The following is a 16,110-nucleotide window of genomic DNA, read 5'->3' on the forward strand; positions in this document are numbered from 1 at the left end:
GCGATGCGGCGCTTTTCAAAGCTGGGCGGAAGTGACCGCAATCAGCGCTTTTCCTTGATCTTGGCAGCCTTGCCACGAAGGTCACGGAGGTAGTAGAGCTTCGCGCGACGAACATCTCCACGAGTCAGAACCTCGAACTCGGCGATGTTCGGGCTGTGAACCGGGAAGGTGCGCTCGACACCGACACCGAACGAAACCTTACGGACGGTGAACGTCTCACGAACGCCACCACCCTGGCGACGAATCACGACGCCCTTGAAGATCTGAATGCGCTCTTTCGAGCCTTCGATAACCTTGACGTGCACGTTCAACGTGTCGCCTGGGCGGAAGGCAGGAATGTCGCTGCGAAGCGACTTGTTGTCCAAGAAGTCCAGAGTGTTCATCGGTAGGTCCATCCTTGCGTTCTTCGCATGAGCAGAGGAACCGAGCGGCCCCGCGAACGGGGCTCGGCTGGTTCGTACTCCGATTAGGGTTGTGCCTTGCACAGGCAACCCGCCTATTGTGCCAGAGAGAGACCCTGGTTGCGAAATCGAATCACTCTGCAGAGGCCACCGGCACTGGAGGTGGCGCCGCCGGACGAACGGTCCTGTCCAGTTCGCATTCGGTCGCTTCGACGGCGTGGCCAATACTCGGTTTCCCGGCAATCAGGTCCTGAAGGTAGACCTTGGCCCTGATCGTCGGACGTCTGATGGTGCGCTCGCGCCGAAGTGCTCGCTCCATCCGCTTGGGCCTGCTCGTGTAGTACCAGCGCGCCCAGGGCGCTCCGGGCCTGCTCAGCCGGATCGCACCGACGTAAAGAATCGGCGCTACGAACAAACCGATCAATCCCGTCCAGATCTTCCGCTTGAGCACAACGACTGCGCAGACAGCGAGGTGAAATAGGGCAAGCGCTGTGTACCCCGCCCTGACCCAGGGGTTGGGGTCGCGGCGAATGTCGGTGACGTTCAGAAGTTCGAGTGGGTGAAATCCCAGCAGAAGCAACCCTGTTGCCGCCGTCGCGACGAACACCGCATCGATCGACGTTCTGCCTTGTTCGGACCAGTAGACATCCTCGAGATAGAAGATCAACGCGAACTCGTCGAGAACAAGCGCCGAACCGACCCCGAACAACGAAGCGAGTGCGGCACCTGTCTCGGTCGTTCCGTCCTCGTACACCGTGATAAGTGCAACGCCGGCGACGAGCATCAGCACGATCCCGAACACAACGTGATGGATGTGCCGACCACCGGGAGTGATGTTTCCCGGCCACCACTTCACCTGCGCCCGGATCAATCGAACGCTGAGTCGAATGACAGCGAACCCGACCAAGAAACCGATGAGGAAGCACAGGAGAGGGAGTCGGCCATGCTCGATGATCTCCCGATCCAGCCACTCACTCACCGTGACCCACCCTTCTCACAGTCGGTTCGACATCTGTCGAATGCGCACGATTCTGAGCTCGCTGACTACTACGCCGAACTCTATTTGCCGAATCCTGCGTTCCGGAGCGCGTCTGCCATGGAGCCACCTGCGGGAGTACTGACTTGGGGCCCAGACCCTCCACGGTTGTCACCTCCGCGCCCTCCACGGTTGTCACCTCCGCGCCCTCCACGGTTGTCACCTCCGCGCCCTCCACGGTTGTCACCTCCGCGATTATCGTTGCCGCGGTCTTCCTTGCGTGGCGCTTGGCGCCGCTCCGACTGACCGCCACGAGACTTGTCCTTCGATCCGGCACCAGGCTCGTCGTCGAGGCGCAAGCTCAGGCCGATGCGCTGACGGGCGATGTCGACCTCCATGACCTTGACCTTGACCACCTGGCCCGACTTGACCACCTCACGTGGATCCTTGACAAAGTTGTGCGATAACGCCGAAACGTGCACCAACCCGTCCTGGTGAACGCCGACATCGACGAAGGCGCCGAATGCCGCAACGTTCGTCACGACGCCTTCGAGCGTCATCCCCGGCTTCAGATCTGCGATCTTCTCGATACCAGCCGCGAAGGTTGCGGTCTTGAACTCCGGACGCGGATCCCTACCGGGCTTTTCGAGTTCGGCGATGATGTCCGTGACGGTCGGTAGGCCGAATCGATCGTCGGCGAACTTTCGTGGATCGAGCGCGCGCAGCAATGTGCTGTTGCCGATCACCTCGCGTACCCCCACACCGGCCGTGTCGACGATGCGCCGAACTACCGGGTATGCCTCAGGGTGGACGCTCGACCGATCGAGCGGATCGTCCCCGTCGACGATGCGCAGGAATCCTGCACACTGCTCGAACGCCTTCGGACCGAGCCGTGCGACATCTTTGAGCTTGGAGCGGCTAGCGAAAGGACCGTGTTGATCACGATGCGCAACGATGCTTTCGGCGAGTGAACCAGCAATTCCCGACACCCTGGACAACAGCGGAACGGAGGCTGTATTGACGTCGACCCCGACAGCGTTCACGGCATCCTCCACGACGGCACCGAGGGACCTGGCCAACAATGCCTCGGAAATATCGTGCTGGTACTGACCGACCCCGATGGATTTCGGATCGATCTTCACCAGTTCCGCCAACGGATCTTGGAGCCGTCGCGCAATGGAAACTGCGCCGCGAATAGTCACGTCCAGCTCGGGCAACTCGCTCGAGGCGTATGCCGATGCGGAGTACACCGATGCGCCCGCTTCGGAAACAACGATCTTGGTCAATCCTGCCGCTGGGTATTTGGCGATGAGCTCCGCCGCGAGCGCGTCGGTTTCGCGTGAGGCCGTGCCGTTTCCGATTGCGATCAACTGAACCGAGTGCTTCGAGGCCAACGCCGCCAGGGTCGCGAGCGCCTGGTCCCATTTTCCTTGAGGCTTGTGAGGATAGATCGTGTCGTAGTCGACGACCTTGCCCGTCGAGTCCACCACTGCAACTTTGGTGCCTGTCCGAAATCCCGGATCGAGACCCATCGTCGAACGGTTACCTGCAGGGGCGGCAAGCAACAAGTCCTTCAGATTGGACGCGAACACATCCACCGCGTCCTTTTCGGCGGACTGCCGAAGACGCATCCGAACATCGATCGCCATGGTCACCAGAAGCTTGGTCCGCCACGCCCAACGCACGGTGTCGAGGAGCCAGCGGTCAGCGGCGCGGCCACGATCGGCGATGTCGAACTTACTCGCGATGCGCCCTTCGTAGACCGTGGGAACTCCAGGCTGCGTTTCCTCCTGCTCCGGTTCGAGGCCCAGGGAGAGAATCTCCTCCTTCTCTCCGCGCAATGCAGCGAGAATCCGGTGCGAAGGCAATCTGGTGAAGGGTTCGGAGAATTCGAAGTAGTCCGCAAATTTGGAGCCTTCATCCTCTTTGCCCTTACGGACCGATGCCGTCAACTTGCCGCGGGTCCACATGAGCTCACGAAGTTCGCCCACCAGATCCGGATCCTCTGCGAAACGTTCGACAAGGATTGCGCGTGCACCGTCGAGTTGTTCGGTGTCGTACTGCGCCGGGTCGGTACTCGGATCGGAGATGAGTGCATCGGCGACAGGCTCGTGCCCGGCCTCCCGCGCGATCTGAGCCTTCGTTCTGCGCTTCGGCTTGAACGGCAGGTAGATGTCCTCGACTCGGGCTTTCGTCTCGGCCGACATCAGAGACTGCTCGAGTGTCTCATCGAGCTTGCCTTGGGATCGAATCGATTCGATGACCGCATCACGTCGCTCGTCGAGTTCGCGGAGGTACCGCAGACGCTCGTCGAGCTGCCGGAGCTGGGCGTCGTCGAGGCTGCCGGTAACCTCCTTCCGATACCGAGCGATGAACGGAACGGTCGAACCGCCGTCCAACAGATCCACGGCCGCGCGGACCTGCTCCTCGCGGACGTCGAGTTCTTCGGCTATGCGCTTGTTCACAGATTTCAGAGCAGTCGTCACGGCGTTGGACCCTACCGCTACTGTATGACGAGATCATCAGTGACCATCGTGGGAGATTGCCGACATGTCCAGGCCGTTGCAAGTCCTGGCGGTGTCGGTCACGGCACTTGTCGCCGCGGTATCGATTCTTTCCACTGGATGCAGCGCCCCCGACGACACTCCGGCCGCGCTCGCGATCGATACCTCCGAATCACCTTTTCCCGACACGGCCACCGTCGATGACATGTCCATCGACTCGCGTATCCCCGAAGCCGTGGCGTCGGCCCTCGGGCGTGGCGCGGAGGTCGATTTTGCTTTCCTCGATCGCGAGACCGGTGCGTACTTTGCCAGCGGCGATGCCGAACCGATCGAAACAGCGTCGGTATCCAAGCTGTTCATCGCCGACGACGTTCTGCACGGGGCGGATGTGAGCCAGGTCCCGGTTGCCGAAGAAGACCTGGAGTCGTTGACGACGATGCTCGAGTCTTCGGACGACTTTGCCGCAAACTACTTGTGGGACAAGTACGGTGGGTCCGAGATCATCACGCGCGTGACCGAGCGCTACGGATTGACCGCGACCACACCGCCGTGGGATGACCTGTGGTGGAACACGATGTCGACCGCTGCCGACCTCGTTGCCTACTACACACGACTGCTCGACGGCATCGGCGGACTCTCACCCGCATCGACCGCAACGATGATCGGGCTTCTCCGACAGTCGGCTCCGGTGGCCACCGATGGGTATCACCAGCATTTCGGAATTGTCGACGGCCTACCGGCCGAGCCGGTCTACGCGGTCAAACAGGGGTGGATGTGCTGCATCGCCGACCGATGGATTCATCTGTCGACGGGCACCATAGGCATCGACAATCGCTACGTGTTGGCATTAGTTTCTCGCGAGGAGATTCATTACGAGGACGATATGGAGCACTATCCTGACACCGCGGTTGTAGACGTCACCGACGACAGTAGCGCTCAGCACGCTCGCGACACGCTCACCGGCGTCGTGACGATGCTGTTTCCGGACGGAACGATCGGCAGCTAGCCTCTCCCCTGAACCGAACAGTTCAGTCCGACAACAGATCCGGTCGACGCTCGGCGGTACGCCGGAGGGACTGCTCGGCGCGCCACGCTGCGATCCGCGCATGGTCGCCGGAGAGAAGTACGTCGGGGACCTCGAGTCCACGCCAACTCACCGGCCTGGTGTAGCTGGGGCCCTCGAGCAATCCATCGGAGAACGAATCTTGTTGGTGCGATTGCTGATTGCCGAGCACACCCGGCAGGAGCCGTACCACGGCCTCACTCATCACCAGGACTGCGGCCTCGCCGCCGATGAGGACGTAATCACCGATACTCACTTCTTCGACGCGCACACGTCGAGCTGCGTCGTCGAAGACTCGCTGATCGATGCCTTCGTACCGGCCACAAGCAAACACCAGATGGCGTTCGCCCGCCCACCGCTCGGCGGTTCGCTGCGTGAAGGGCACGCCAGCAGGCGTCGGAACTACGAGTAGTGAGTCTTCTGCGAGTACGTCATCGAGTGCGTCACCCCAGACAGTGGATTTCATGACCATTCCTGGTCCACCACCGTAGGGCGAATCGTCGACGGCTTTGTGCACGTCATTGGTCCACGACCTCAGATCGTGAACCCCTACCGAGACGAGCCCCTTGTCGATTGCCTTGCCCAGCAAAGCAGTTCGAAGGGGTGTCAGGTATTCGGGAAATATCGTTACGATATCGAGCTGCACTGCGCTACTCCGGATCCAGTAGACCCTCGGGCGGATCGATCACGACGACACCGCCGGCAAGCGACACCGACGTCACGATCGCGGCAACGAACGGGACGAGTAACTCTGCGCGGCTGCCGTCGGCGGGGCGGATGGACAACAACTCCCCCGCCGCCGAGTGCAGCACCTCTCGGATCGTACCGACGACAGTACCGTCGGACAGACGGACCGACAGGCCCTCGAGCTCATGATCGTAGAATTCGTCGTCATCGTCCGACGAGGTCGGCAGATCCTTGGAATCGATCACGAACAGTGTGCCGCGAAGAGCGTCGGACACGCTGCGGTCGTCGACGCCTTTCAAGCGCAGCAAAAGCCGCCCGGAGTGGTCCCGGGCGGCCTCCACCGTGTATTCGGTTGTATCGGTCGATACTCGCGGCTTGCGCCCGTGCAGCACCGTTCCTACAGCAAAGCGTTCGTCCGGTTCGTCGGTGCGAACATCGACTACCACTTCACCTTTGATGCCGTGCGACTTGGCGACACGACCGATTACGAGCTCCATTGCGAGATTACCTACTGATCGGTATCGACGACGTCGACGCGAATGCCGCGACCGCCGATTCCGGAGACCAAGGTACGCAACGCAGTTGCCGTCCGACCGCCGCGTCCGATGACCTTTCCCAGATCGTCTGGGTGCACGTGAACTTCCACGGTGCGCCCACGACGTCCGGTGATCAGTTCGACGCGAACGTCGTCAGGATTGGCGACGATGCCACGAACGAGATGTTCGACGGCGTCGGCGACAACGGCACTCACTTCTCAGCAGCCTCGGCGGCCGGAGCTTCTGCGGTCTCGGCCGCAGCTGAATCATCGGCCTTGGCCGTCTCATCGGCCTTTGCAGCCTCGTCGGCCTTCGGAGCCTTCTTCTTCTTGGCGGTCGTAGCGTCGCCGAGCGGCTCGGCGTCGGCCTGAGCCAGTGCAGCGTTGAAGAGGTCCAGCTTGGAAGGCTTGGCCTCTGCGAAGCGAAGCGTGCCCTCGGTGCCCGGAAGGCCCTTGAACTTCTGCCAATCACCGGTGATCTTCAGCAGTGCTTCGACCGGCTCGGTCGGGATAGCGCCGACTCCGAGCCAGTACTGCGCGCGCTCGGAATCGATGTCGATGATGCTGGGGTCCTGCTTGGGCTCGTACTTGCCGATGGTCTCGATCGCACGGCCGTTGCGGCGAGTGCGAGAGTCAGCGATGACGACGCGGTAGTGCGGGGTGCGGATCTTGCCGATACGCATGAGCTTGATCTTGACAGCCATGAAAAATAGAGCCTCTCGAGTTGGTCACGCCGCAATTCTGCGGTGCGCTTGGGATGCGCACCCGGTTTTGCGATGGAGGTGTTGTGACCGCCGTGCGGTACGTAACCGTTGGACGGGCGAACAGCTGCTTATTCTGCCAGAGAGAGAATCGCCAGCGCCGGCAGGGTGTTGTTCACCGAGTGAGCGGTGGTGGATGCCACTACCGAACCGGTCCGCATTCGGGCGATGCCGATAGCGAATCCGCCCCACACCAACACTAGGAAACGCCATCCTTCGCGATGCCACAGCGCGAACACGACTGCCGTGACCACCAGAACCACCCATCTGTTTCCCAACCAAGACATCCTCATCGGCGCTGCACGCCGTTCGAGCGCACCCCACAGCATCCCCCGGAACATCACTTCCTCGCAGAACGGGGCGCCGATCCAGATCCACGCCACCAACGCGACTTTCCAGGGTGTGGGTATGGCGACCAGGTTTCCGAGCGGTGATCCACTCTCGAGATCGGTACGAGCCAAGACAAGCAGCGCGAGTAACAGACCGCCCGCCAAGGCAGCGGCTCCCCAGGCGATTCCGGATCGAACCTGAACTCCCCATTCGGACAGCGAGGTCGGCAGGCCGAAGTCCACGACGGGGCCGTTCCCTCGGCGCGCGGTGATCACGAATGCAAGGCTCGCAGCCAGGACACTGGGAAGCATGATCGCCAGCACGTATGCGGGCGAGGAGTCGGTGTCGATCAACCACGGCAAAGCGAGAAAGCCCGCGAGGTTGAGGGCAAGCACGGCCGCCGCTGCTGGAATCCCCCATCTCTGACCGCTTCGCCGTTTCGCAGCCAGCAACTCGGCCCGCCAGTAGCGATCCGAGTACCCGGTGCTCTGGTGATGAACAGCGTTCATCGGGGCCATCCCGGCCCAACTCGGCGGAAGGTTCTCGGGTTCACTCGGACCCGGTCGGGTCATTTTCGTTCGATCGGGACACCACGAAGCATTACGACGTCGGGCGCCGACAGCACATCCGGCCCCTTGCGTGGATCCGCCGTGTAGATCAGCAGATCGGCGGACGCTCCGTGCTCGAGTCCGGGATGACCGAGCCACGATCTGGCGTCCCAGCACGCTGCTCCCAGGGCTTCGGTCGCGGTCATTCCCACGCGTTCGAGTGCCTGCACCTCCTCGGCAATCCGTCCATGCCGAATGGATCCGCCTGCATCGGTCCCCGCAAAGATCGGTATACCGGCATCGTGTGCTCGTCCGATGGTCGACGCCACTCGACCGTGAAGTTCCCGCATGTGTCGCGCGTAGACCGGATACTTGCCGGCCGAAGCCGCTATATCGGGAAACGTCTCGATATTGATCAGCGTCGGTACAAGGGCGGTCCCGTGCTCGACCATTTGCTCTATCGTCGCGTCCGTCAGCCCGGTGCCGTGCTCGATGCAGTCGATCCCGGCCCCGATCAAGCCTGGGAGCGCGTCCTCACCGAACACGTGCGCGGTAACCCGAGCACCTTCGGCGTGCGCTGCATCGATTGCCTTCTTCAGGATCGCCTCGTCCCACAGTGGGCTGAGGTCCCCGACGCTTCTGTCAATCCAGTCACCGACCAGCTTGACCCAACCGTCACCCGATCGCGCCTGCTGCGCAACAGCTTCCGGCAGTTGCGATTCGTCCTCGATATCGACGGCCAACCCCGGGATGTACCGCTTGGGCATGGCGATGTGCCGTCCAGCGCGAATTATCCGCGGCAGATCTTCGTACTCGTCGAGTTCTCTGGTGTCGATGGGCGATCCTGCATCGCGAAGCAGCAGTGCTCCGACATCACGCTCGGTCTTCGCCTGCTCGACTGCGCCGGGAAGGTCCTCATGGCCGCCGCCGTACTTGATACCGACGTGACAGTGCGCGTCGACGAGTCCGGGGAGAATCCAGCCGTCCTCGCACAGAGTCTGCGCACCCACCACCGGTTCGACCGAGACGAGGCCATCCACGATCCACAGTTCGACGAGTTCCTCGGACGGCAGCACCCGGCCCCGAACTCTGAATCCGACCATTCCGGTCTACTTCTTGGGCAGCTTCAGCTGGGACAGGTCGAGGCCTTCGAGGCCCGGCGGCATCTGATCGAGCCCCTTGGGCATACCGGATAGATCGGGCATACCGGCGGGCATGCCACCCGGCATCCCCGGGAAGCCACCACGGATCTTCGGCTGGGTTGGGCCACGAGCGCCCTTCTTACCTTTTTTGCCCTTCTTGCTGCGGACCTGCTTGCGTGCGCCCGGCATCCCCATGCGACCTGCCATGGCCGACATCATCTTGCGCGCTTCGAAGAAGCGGTCGACGAGTTGGTTGACGTCGGAAACCTTGACACCGGATCCGTTCGCGATACGCAGCCTGCGGGAGGCATTGATGATCTTCGGGTCGGTGCGCTCGAGTGGCGTCATGCCACGAATAATCGCTTGCACGCGATCGAGTTGCTTCTCGTCCACATTGGCCAGTTCCTTCATCTGGCCCGCACCGGGAAGCATGCCGAGCAAATTGCCGATCGGGCCCATTTTGCGAACGGCCATCATCTGTTCGAGGAAGTCGTCCAGCGTCAGCTGCCCCGACCCGATCTTGTTCGCGGTCGCTTCGGCCTGTTCCGCGTCGAAATGCTGCTCTGCCTGCTCGATGAGGCTGAGAACGTCACCCATTCCGAGAATCCGACTGGCCATCCGGTCGGGGTGGAACACGTCGAAGTCTTCGAGCTTCTCACCCGTTGAAGCGAACATGATCGGGGCGCCGGTCACCTCGCGCACACTCAGTGCAGCGCCGCCACGTGCATCACCGTCGAGCTTGGTCAGCACGACACCGGTGAAACCGACACCGTCACGGAAAGCTTGCGCCGTGCTCACGGCGTCCTGGCCGACCATCGCATCGAGGACGAACAGGGTTTCGTCCGGCTGGACCGCATCTCGGATGCCTGCGGCCTGATTCATCAGTTCGGTATCGATGCCGAGGCGGCCCGCCGTATCGACGATGACGATGTCGTACTGCTTGTTCCTGGCCTCGGCAACACCGGCGCGAGCAACCTCGACAGGATCGGCTGCCGAGACTCCCAGCGCGTTATCCCCGCCTCCGATGGACGTGCCAGGGTGCGGGGCGAACACTGCCGCGCCCGCGCGTTCTCCGACGATCTGAAGCTGACTGACGGCACCCGGCCGCTGCAGATCGCAGGCAACCAGAAGGGGCGTGTGCCCCTGATCCTTCAACCACTTGGCGAGCTTGCCGGCAAGTGTGGTCTTACCGGAGCCCTGCAGTCCTGCCAGCATGACGACGGTCGGAGGTGTCTTCGCGAAAGTCAGTCGGCGGGTCTCACCGCCGAGAATCCCGACGAGTTCTTCGTTGACGATCTTGACGACCTGCTGGGCAGGATTGAGCGCACCCGAAACCTCGGCACCCTTGGCTCGCGTCTTGATTCGCGTGATGAACTCGCGCACCACTGGAAGCGCCACGTCGGCTTCGAGCAGGGCAAGTCGAATTTCGCGGGCGGTGGCATCGATATCGGCAGGCGACAGACGCCCCTTGCCACGCAGGTCTTTGAGGGTCCCGGTCAACCTGTCGGAAAGGGATTCGAACACCGATTGCACTCCTGAGCCGATTGCGAATGGGGCCTGAACGTCGTGTAGAGCAGGCTCCACACTAGCGCCCGCTACTACCTCACGTTCTCGGCGAGGGTTCTACAGCGCTGCGCGCGCCGGAAAACGACCTTCGAGATCAGGCGTTGAGCGCCGGGTCGGTCCATGTGACCGCGACTCCACGCATGGAGAGCCACTCGGCGGGATCGACCTTCACGCCACTCGGATCGTGGACCTCGAAATGTAGGTGCGGGCCGCTGGATTCGCCGCGGTTACCCACCGTGGCGATCTGCTGACCTGCCGTCACATGCTGTCCGGGTGTCACCGAATAATCGTTGATGTGCCCGTAGACGGTCTCGGTACCGTCCTCGTGCAGCACCTTTACCCACAGGCCGAATCCGGAGGCCGGGCCCGCTGCGGTCACCTGGCCGTCGGTCGCGGCCAAAATCGGTGTTCCGATCGGAGCAGCGATATCGAGACCACCGTGGTGCGCGCCCCAACGTGACCCGAATTTCGATGTGAGAACACCTGATACAGGCTGGACGGCCCGCTCTTTGATGGGCTGGAGACCCCTGATCAAATCTTGGGCTGCGGCTCCGACGTCAGGAATTCCGAAGCCCTGCAGGTTGGACGTGTCCGGAAGCTGAAGACCTTGTGGGAGCGCAATGTTCTCCGGGAGCTCGATACCCGCCGGCAACTCGAAGCCTCCGGGGAGAAGATTCTGCGGAATCTCGAACGGCAACCCTGCCGTCGGAGCCTCCGGTGCAGGGGCAGCGGCGGCGGTACCCGCCCCCAATTGTGCAGCTCCCGCGACGATCGCGCCGGTAGCCAGAACGATCGTCGCGGCCCGCAGTCCTGCTTCGTTCTTCTCTACGTGTGCCCTGTGACGCCCGCGCGGTGCATCGATGTCCATCTCGATCGGAACGTACATGTTCGACCGCCGGTGGGATCCCACAGTTAATACCTCATCAGTCGTCGGCGTGCATGAATCTCGAGCGTCGTGAAACGACCGGAAGTCGTACTTTCGTTCGATGGCGTGAACATAACAAATTGATCTCGCCCGCACAGACCGTAACCGAATCTTTATGAAATATCACTACTCTCTGGAGGATTCGTCTCTGACCACCCGAACCAGCGTTCAGGTGCCCTCCGGCTTCACCGTCGGTTTCGGCGGTTCGGGGGCCGGAACGACCGCGAGTACCGCTCGCTCGATTTCTTCGCGAGTATCACGGCTGTCCGACCCTGCCAGATCGATGCAGAACGCATCGATGACCGACGTTCCCAGGGTCGTCACTCTCGCCCAGCGGACGTGTGCACCGCAGCGTTCGAGCGCGCTGGCCAGTCGACAAAGCAAGCCCAGCCGATCCTCGGCGCGCAATTCGAGGACCACCTGACCAGGCTCGGTTCCGTCGAACCACAGGACTCTCGGGGGCGCCTGCGCATACAGAACCGGAACTGCCGCATCGACTTCGCCGTCCAGGTTCTCCGGCCGAGCATCACGTTCCTTCGCGTCGAGCATGCCGAGCAGATCGAGCTCACCGGACTGCGCGCGAATAATTTCTTGACGCAGCAGACCGGCCTGAGGCGGTGAGCCGAACAGTGGTGCGACCGCAAAAGAATTCACGGCAGTCCCCTCATGACTACCGAGCGAAGCCGACAGCACTCGCAAGGATTGCAGTGCCAAAACGCCGGCTGCGTCGGACAGCAAACCAGGATTGTCCGGAGCGATCACGGTGACCACGAACGTGTGCGAACCCTCGGTCGGCTGCAGATCGACGTGAACTCCTCCCTTCTCCGCCAAAGCGATGTGGGCGGGATCGAGCGGGTCAGCAGTCGGCAAGCTCTCCCCTGCCATGACCAAGCGACATCGCCGAACCAGTTCGCGGATGAGTGAGGCCTTCCAATCACCCCACACGCCAGGGCCGGTCGCCAACGAATCTGCTTCGGCGAGAGCGTGCAGCAGCTCCAGAAGGACAGTGTCCGATCCGAGGGTCTGCACCACCTTCTCCACGGTGGCTGGGTCGTCGAGGTCGCGACGAGTCGCTGTGTCCGGAAGCAGCAGGTGGTGGAGCACCATTTTCGACAGCAACGTGACGTCGGAAGGCCATAGCCCCAGCCGGTTCCCGATCTGTGTCGCGAGTTCAGCGCCGACCACACTGTGGTCTCCGCCCCTCCCCTTCCCGATGTCGTGGATCAAAGCTCCGAGGACGAGCAGGTCCGGTCGGGCCACACGTGTCGTCAAAGCGCTTGCGTACGCAGCAGTTTCCACGAGATGCCGGTCGACCGTCCACGTGTGCACCGCATCGCGCGGCGGCAGATCACGAACGGCTCCCCATTCCGGAATCAGCCGACCCCACAGGCCGGTCCGATCCAGCGCCTCGATCGCGGCGATAGCTCGGCGTCCTGACCCCAGCAGCACCAACAGGTCGTTGAACGCTTCCTTCGGCCACGGTTCGCGTAACTCGGGTGCGCTTTCGGACAAGCGATTCAACGTCGAGGCCGACATCGGCATTGCCGTCTGCGCGGAGGCAGCGGCAACCCGCATTATCAGCCCGGGATCCTTGTTCGGACGAGCGTCACGCGCAAGTACTACTTCACCGCCATGTTCGACGACACCCTCGTCGAGCGGGCGCCGAACCGGAACCCGCCGGAGGCGTGACAATCCGCGCCGAGGCAGGGAATTGCCGGCGGTGCGAAGGCCGACATCCACCGAGTAGCTGATGGTGCGAGCCGAATCGCTGAGTACGCGAGCGAGATCGAATCTGTCGCCGATACGCAATGCCGCGCCGATCTCGTCGGCGTCCTGCGCACGAAGCTGATCGCGTGCTCGGCCTGCAACTCGGTGCAGTTCGGTCCGGACATCGAGCAAACGGCCATGTGCGAAGGCAAGTCCGCCGCCCGGCGACTCCGGCCCGAGCCCCGGCATACCGTCGGTGAGTTGTGCAATGGACAGCGCATCGAGTAGCTGAACGTCGCGCAACCCTCCACGGCCACTCTTCAGTTCGGGCTCGGCACGATGGGCGATCTCTCCGCTTCGGGCCCAACGAGACCGAGTTTGAATGATCAACTCTTCGAAGCGAGAACGGATATTCGTCCGCCACTCTCGTCGAACACCACCGATCAGCAAATTGCTCAATTCGACATCACCGGCAATGTGCCGCGCTTCGAGCATTCCGAGAGCAGCAGTCAGGTCCGACGCTGCAACCTGCAGAGCCTGCGGAACGGTACGGACGCTGTGATCGAGCTTGATGTGTGCGTCCCACAACGGATACCAGAGCTTGTCCGCCACATCGGCGACGAGTCCGGCCGGCATGTCGTCATGAAGAAGAATCAGATCGAGATCGGAATAGGGCAACATTTCGCGACGCGCCAGTCCACCCACCGCAACGATTGCGAATCCGGAATCCGGTTTGATACCGAGCTCGGCGCCCTTGGTGGTCAACCAGAACTCGTGCAGATCGACCAAAGCTTGTCGAAGCGAGGGCGCGTCGAGGCGACGGTTCCGGCTTCCGTCGTCGAGCAGCTGCTTTCTCGCTCGCGCCAGATCTGCGGCTGCGTCACTGGTGCTCTTGGACACGGTTCCGTTCGAGGCCATGCCCTTCGAGACCATGCCCTTCGAGACCATCGGGCCCTTCGAGACCGAAGGCCCCGACCCTGTAGCTTTCGCTCCAGAATCGGGGCCCCCTGCCCGCGACCCGTTGGGGTCAGAGCGCATCGGCGCCACGTTCACCGGTACGAACTCGGATGACCGAGTCGACCGGCGAAACCCATACCTTGCCGTCACCGATCTTGCCGGTACGTGCAGCTTCGACGATTACCTCCACGACCTTCTCCACTGCGGCGTCGTCGACGACGACCTCCACGCGTACCTTCGGAACGAAGTCGACGGAGTACTCGGCACCACGGTAGACCTCGGTGTGGCCCTTCTGACGTCCATAACCCTGGACTTCACTGACCGTCATGCCTAGCACGCCGGCTTGTTCGAGGCCTGTCTTGACGTCCTCCAAGGTGAACGGTTTGACGATTGCCGTGATCAGCTTCATTTGTGCTTCCCTTCACAAGCTCACGAATGCTCGGTTGTATTCGGAGCGACTTCTCGCCCCCTATCTTTACCCTGTCAAGCGAAGTCGTACGCAGTCTCAGCGTGCTCAGCTTCGTCGATACCCTTGGCTTCGCCTTCTTCCGACACGCGCCAGCCGAGTGGCTTGAGCGCAAACGCGATGATCGCGGTGATGACACCGGTGAAGATCACGGCAGAAAGAGCGATGACCGTCTGGACGACCAACTGCTTGTAGTCGCCACCGTAGAACAGCCCGGTCTCGGACGCGAAGAAGCCGATTCCGATGGTGCCCCACAGACCTGATACGAGGTGGACACCGACGACGTCGAGCGAGTCGTCGTAGCCGAACTTGAATTTGAGGCCGACGGCCAGAGCGGAGAGTACTCCGGCGATGACGCCGAGGAAGATCGATCCGATCGGGGTCAGGGCGCCCGCAGCGGGTGTGATGGCAACCAAGCCTGCGACGATGCCCGAAGCAGCACCGAGGCTGGTGGCATGGCCGTCACGGATACGTTCCACGACGAGCCAGCCGGCGATCGCGGCTGCCGCAGCAGTAGTGGTATTGACCCAGGCCAGACCCGCGAACCCGTCAGCAGCGAAAGCGGAGCCTGCGTTGAATCCGAACCAACCGAACCACAGCAGAGCCGCACCGAGCATGACGAACGGGAGATTGTGCGGCCGAAACGCAACTCGACCGAATCCTGCGCGCTTGCCGATGATGAGCGCCAGAATCAGACCGGCGATTCCCGCGTTGATGTGGACCACGGTGCCACCAGCGAAGTCGATCGGCGGGACAGCCGCAACGAGTCCGCCGTCGCCGTCGTCGGTCGTGCCGAAGATTTTCGCCGCGAAGCCGTCCTCCGAACCGGAGAGCAATCCGCCGCCCCACACCATGTGTGCGAGGGGGAAGTAAGCCAAGGTGACCCAGACGCCGGCGAACACCAGCCAGGTGCCGTACTTGACGCGTCCAGCGAGCGAACCGCTGATGAGTGCGACCGTGATGATCGCGAACGTCACCTGGAAGGCAATATCGATGACGTTCGGGTAGCCCCAGGCGCCGGCGAGGAAGTTTCCGTCCGCATCGGTGATCGAATCCTTCAAACCGAAGAACTCGAAGGGGTTCGCGAACACCCCGCCGATGTTCTCGGTTCCGTACGACATCGACCATCCCCATAGGACGTAGACGAGTGCGACGACGAACATTGCCCCGAAAGACATCATCATCATGTTGAGTACGGACTTCTGCTGCGACATACCACCATAGAAAAACGCCAGACCTGGCGTCATCAGCAGCACCAACGATGCTGCTGTCAGCATCCAGGCAGCATTGCCGGAGTTGGCCAACAATTCCTCGGGACTCACGTACACCCTCCTTCTCGTGCGCACCGGATGGTGCACCGTCTGAGAGAAGAGTGGTTTCACGAAGTTTCATCCATGACACTCTGGTGTTTCACTCGTGTGAACGGATGGACCAGAATTGTTGCAATAACATTTCGTGCAGGCGTTTCGTAGTTTTCATCGAATTCCGAGAAACCGAAAATTCGGCCGACTACTTACCGCCCGACGCACTCCGGACTCAGAT

15 protein-coding genes are annotated in these 16,110 nt (G+C 61.9%); 1 reads left to right on the forward strand and 14 read right to left on the reverse strand.

The window, feature by feature from the left end; all coding sequences use genetic code 11:
- Positions 1-41: 41 nt before the first annotated feature.
- The 3 genes from rplS to ABIB36_RS10760 all read right to left on the reverse strand — a co-directional run bounded on the left by rplS (position 42) and on the right by ABIB36_RS10760 (position 3,863).
- Positions 42-383: a 50S ribosomal protein L19 gene (gene rplS / locus ABIB36_RS10750; protein ID WP_084348942.1), complete on the reverse strand. Its 342-nt coding sequence runs from the start codon at positions 381-383 to the stop codon at positions 42-44.
- A 151-nt stretch (positions 384-534) separates the two neighbouring features.
- A complete protein-coding gene (locus ABIB36_RS10755) occupies positions 535-1,380 on the reverse strand; it encodes a hypothetical protein (protein WP_354559517.1) in 846 nt (281 codons plus the stop codon).
- 80 nt (positions 1,381-1,460) lie between these two features.
- A complete protein-coding gene (locus ABIB36_RS10760) occupies positions 1,461-3,863 on the reverse strand; it encodes a Tex family protein (protein ID WP_354559515.1) in 2,403 nt (800 codons plus the stop codon).
- Between the two features lie 64 nt (positions 3,864-3,927).
- On the opposite strand from ABIB36_RS10760, the gene ABIB36_RS10765 reads away from it, so the two are divergent.
- Complete coding sequence (locus ABIB36_RS10765; RefSeq protein WP_354559513.1) at positions 3,928-4,887, forward strand: serine hydrolase; 960 nt, start codon at positions 3,928-3,930, stop codon at positions 4,885-4,887.
- A 22-nt stretch (positions 4,888-4,909) separates the two neighbouring features.
- Here ABIB36_RS10765 and trmD read toward each other — a convergent pair whose 3' ends face one another.
- The 11 genes from trmD to ABIB36_RS10820 all read right to left on the reverse strand — a co-directional run bounded on the left by trmD (position 4,910) and on the right by ABIB36_RS10820 (position 15,845).
- Positions 4,910-5,590 carry a tRNA (guanosine(37)-N1)-methyltransferase TrmD gene (gene trmD / locus ABIB36_RS10770; protein ID WP_084348593.1) on the reverse strand — a complete coding sequence of 227 codons (681 nt, stop codon included), beginning with the start codon at positions 5,588-5,590 and terminating at the stop codon, positions 4,910-4,912.
- 4 nt (positions 5,591-5,594) lie between these two features.
- Positions 5,595-6,128: a ribosome maturation factor RimM gene (gene rimM, locus ABIB36_RS10775; protein ID WP_084348592.1), complete on the reverse strand. Its 534-nt coding sequence runs from the start codon at positions 6,126-6,128 to the stop codon at positions 5,595-5,597.
- An 11-nt stretch (positions 6,129-6,139) separates the two neighbouring features.
- On the reverse strand, positions 6,140-6,382 hold the full coding sequence (locus ABIB36_RS10780) for an RNA-binding protein (RefSeq protein ID WP_003939023.1): 243 nt from the start codon (positions 6,380-6,382) through the stop codon (positions 6,140-6,142).
- Entirely contained in the window at positions 6,379-6,870 is a 492-nt protein-coding gene (gene rpsP, locus ABIB36_RS10785; RefSeq protein ID WP_084348591.1) for a 30S ribosomal protein S16, read from the reverse strand. The genes ABIB36_RS10780 and rpsP overlap by 4 nt, the downstream gene beginning before the upstream one ends.
- A gap of 128 nt (positions 6,871-6,998) precedes the next feature.
- Entirely contained in the window at positions 6,999-7,829 is an 831-nt protein-coding gene (locus ABIB36_RS10790) for a CPBP family intramembrane glutamic endopeptidase (protein ID WP_084348590.1), read from the reverse strand.
- Entirely contained in the window at positions 7,826-8,908 is a 1,083-nt protein-coding gene (locus ABIB36_RS10795; RefSeq protein ID WP_084348589.1) for an amidohydrolase family protein, read from the reverse strand. Before ABIB36_RS10795 ends, ABIB36_RS10790 begins: the two co-directional genes overlap by 4 nt.
- A gap of 6 nt (positions 8,909-8,914) precedes the next feature.
- Positions 8,915-10,471 (reverse strand): signal recognition particle protein, encoded by a 1,557-nt coding sequence (gene ffh / locus ABIB36_RS10800; RefSeq protein ID WP_084348939.1) that lies wholly within the window; start codon positions 10,469-10,471, stop codon positions 8,915-8,917.
- Between the two features lie 136 nt (positions 10,472-10,607).
- The gene (locus tag ABIB36_RS10805) at positions 10,608-11,423 is read right to left on the reverse strand and encodes a M23 family metallopeptidase (RefSeq protein WP_084348588.1); all 816 of its coding nucleotides are present in this window, start codon (positions 11,421-11,423) and stop codon (positions 10,608-10,610) included.
- A 183-nt stretch (positions 11,424-11,606) separates the two neighbouring features.
- Positions 11,607-14,183: a [protein-PII] uridylyltransferase gene (locus tag ABIB36_RS10810; protein WP_354559509.1), complete on the reverse strand. Its 2,577-nt coding sequence runs from the start codon at positions 14,181-14,183 to the stop codon at positions 11,607-11,609.
- Entirely contained in the window at positions 14,173-14,511 is a 339-nt protein-coding gene (locus ABIB36_RS10815) for a P-II family nitrogen regulator (protein ID WP_019664269.1), read from the reverse strand. Before ABIB36_RS10815 ends, ABIB36_RS10810 begins: the two co-directional genes overlap by 11 nt.
- 74 nt (positions 14,512-14,585) lie before the next feature.
- The gene (locus ABIB36_RS10820) at positions 14,586-15,845 is read right to left on the reverse strand and encodes an ammonium transporter (protein ID WP_179142436.1); all 1,260 of its coding nucleotides are present in this window, start codon (positions 15,843-15,845) and stop codon (positions 14,586-14,588) included.
- Positions 15,846-16,110 lie beyond the last annotated feature (265 nt).

The organism is Rhodococcus sp. UYP9, from assembly GCF_040547235.1.
GTDB lineage: Bacteria > Actinomycetota > Actinomycetes > Mycobacteriales > Mycobacteriaceae > Rhodococcoides.

Excerpts from the sequence above, each read along its gene's own strand:
- ABIB36_RS10820 (WP_179142436.1), bottom strand. The coding sequence starts at position 15,845 with ATGCTGACAGCAGCATCGTTGGTGCTGCTGATGACGCCAGGTCTGGCG.
- ABIB36_RS10795 (WP_084348589.1), bottom strand. The coding sequence starts at position 8,908 with ATGGTCGGATTCAGAGTTCGGGGCCGGGTGCTGCCGTCCGAGGAACTC.
- ABIB36_RS10765 (WP_354559513.1), top strand. The coding sequence starts at position 3,928 with ATGTCCAGGCCGTTGCAAGTCCTGGCGGTGTCGGTCACGGCACTTGTC.
- rpsP (WP_084348591.1), bottom strand. The coding sequence starts at position 6,870 with ATGGCTGTCAAGATCAAGCTCATGCGTATCGGCAAGATCCGCACCCCG.
- ABIB36_RS10810 (WP_354559509.1), bottom strand. The coding sequence starts at position 14,183 with ATGCGCTCTGACCCCAACGGGTCGCGGGCAGGGGGCCCCGATTCTGGA.
- rimM (WP_084348592.1), bottom strand. The coding sequence starts at position 6,128 with ATGGAGCTCGTAATCGGTCGTGTCGCCAAGTCGCACGGCATCAAAGGT.
- ABIB36_RS10790 (WP_084348590.1), bottom strand. The coding sequence starts at position 7,829 with ATGACCCGACCGGGTCCGAGTGAACCCGAGAACCTTCCGCCGAGTTGG.
- rplS (WP_084348942.1), bottom strand. The coding sequence starts at position 383 with ATGAACACTCTGGACTTCTTGGACAACAAGTCGCTTCGCAGCGACATT.
- ABIB36_RS10815 (WP_019664269.1), bottom strand. The coding sequence starts at position 14,511 with ATGAAGCTGATCACGGCAATCGTCAAACCGTTCACCTTGGAGGACGTC.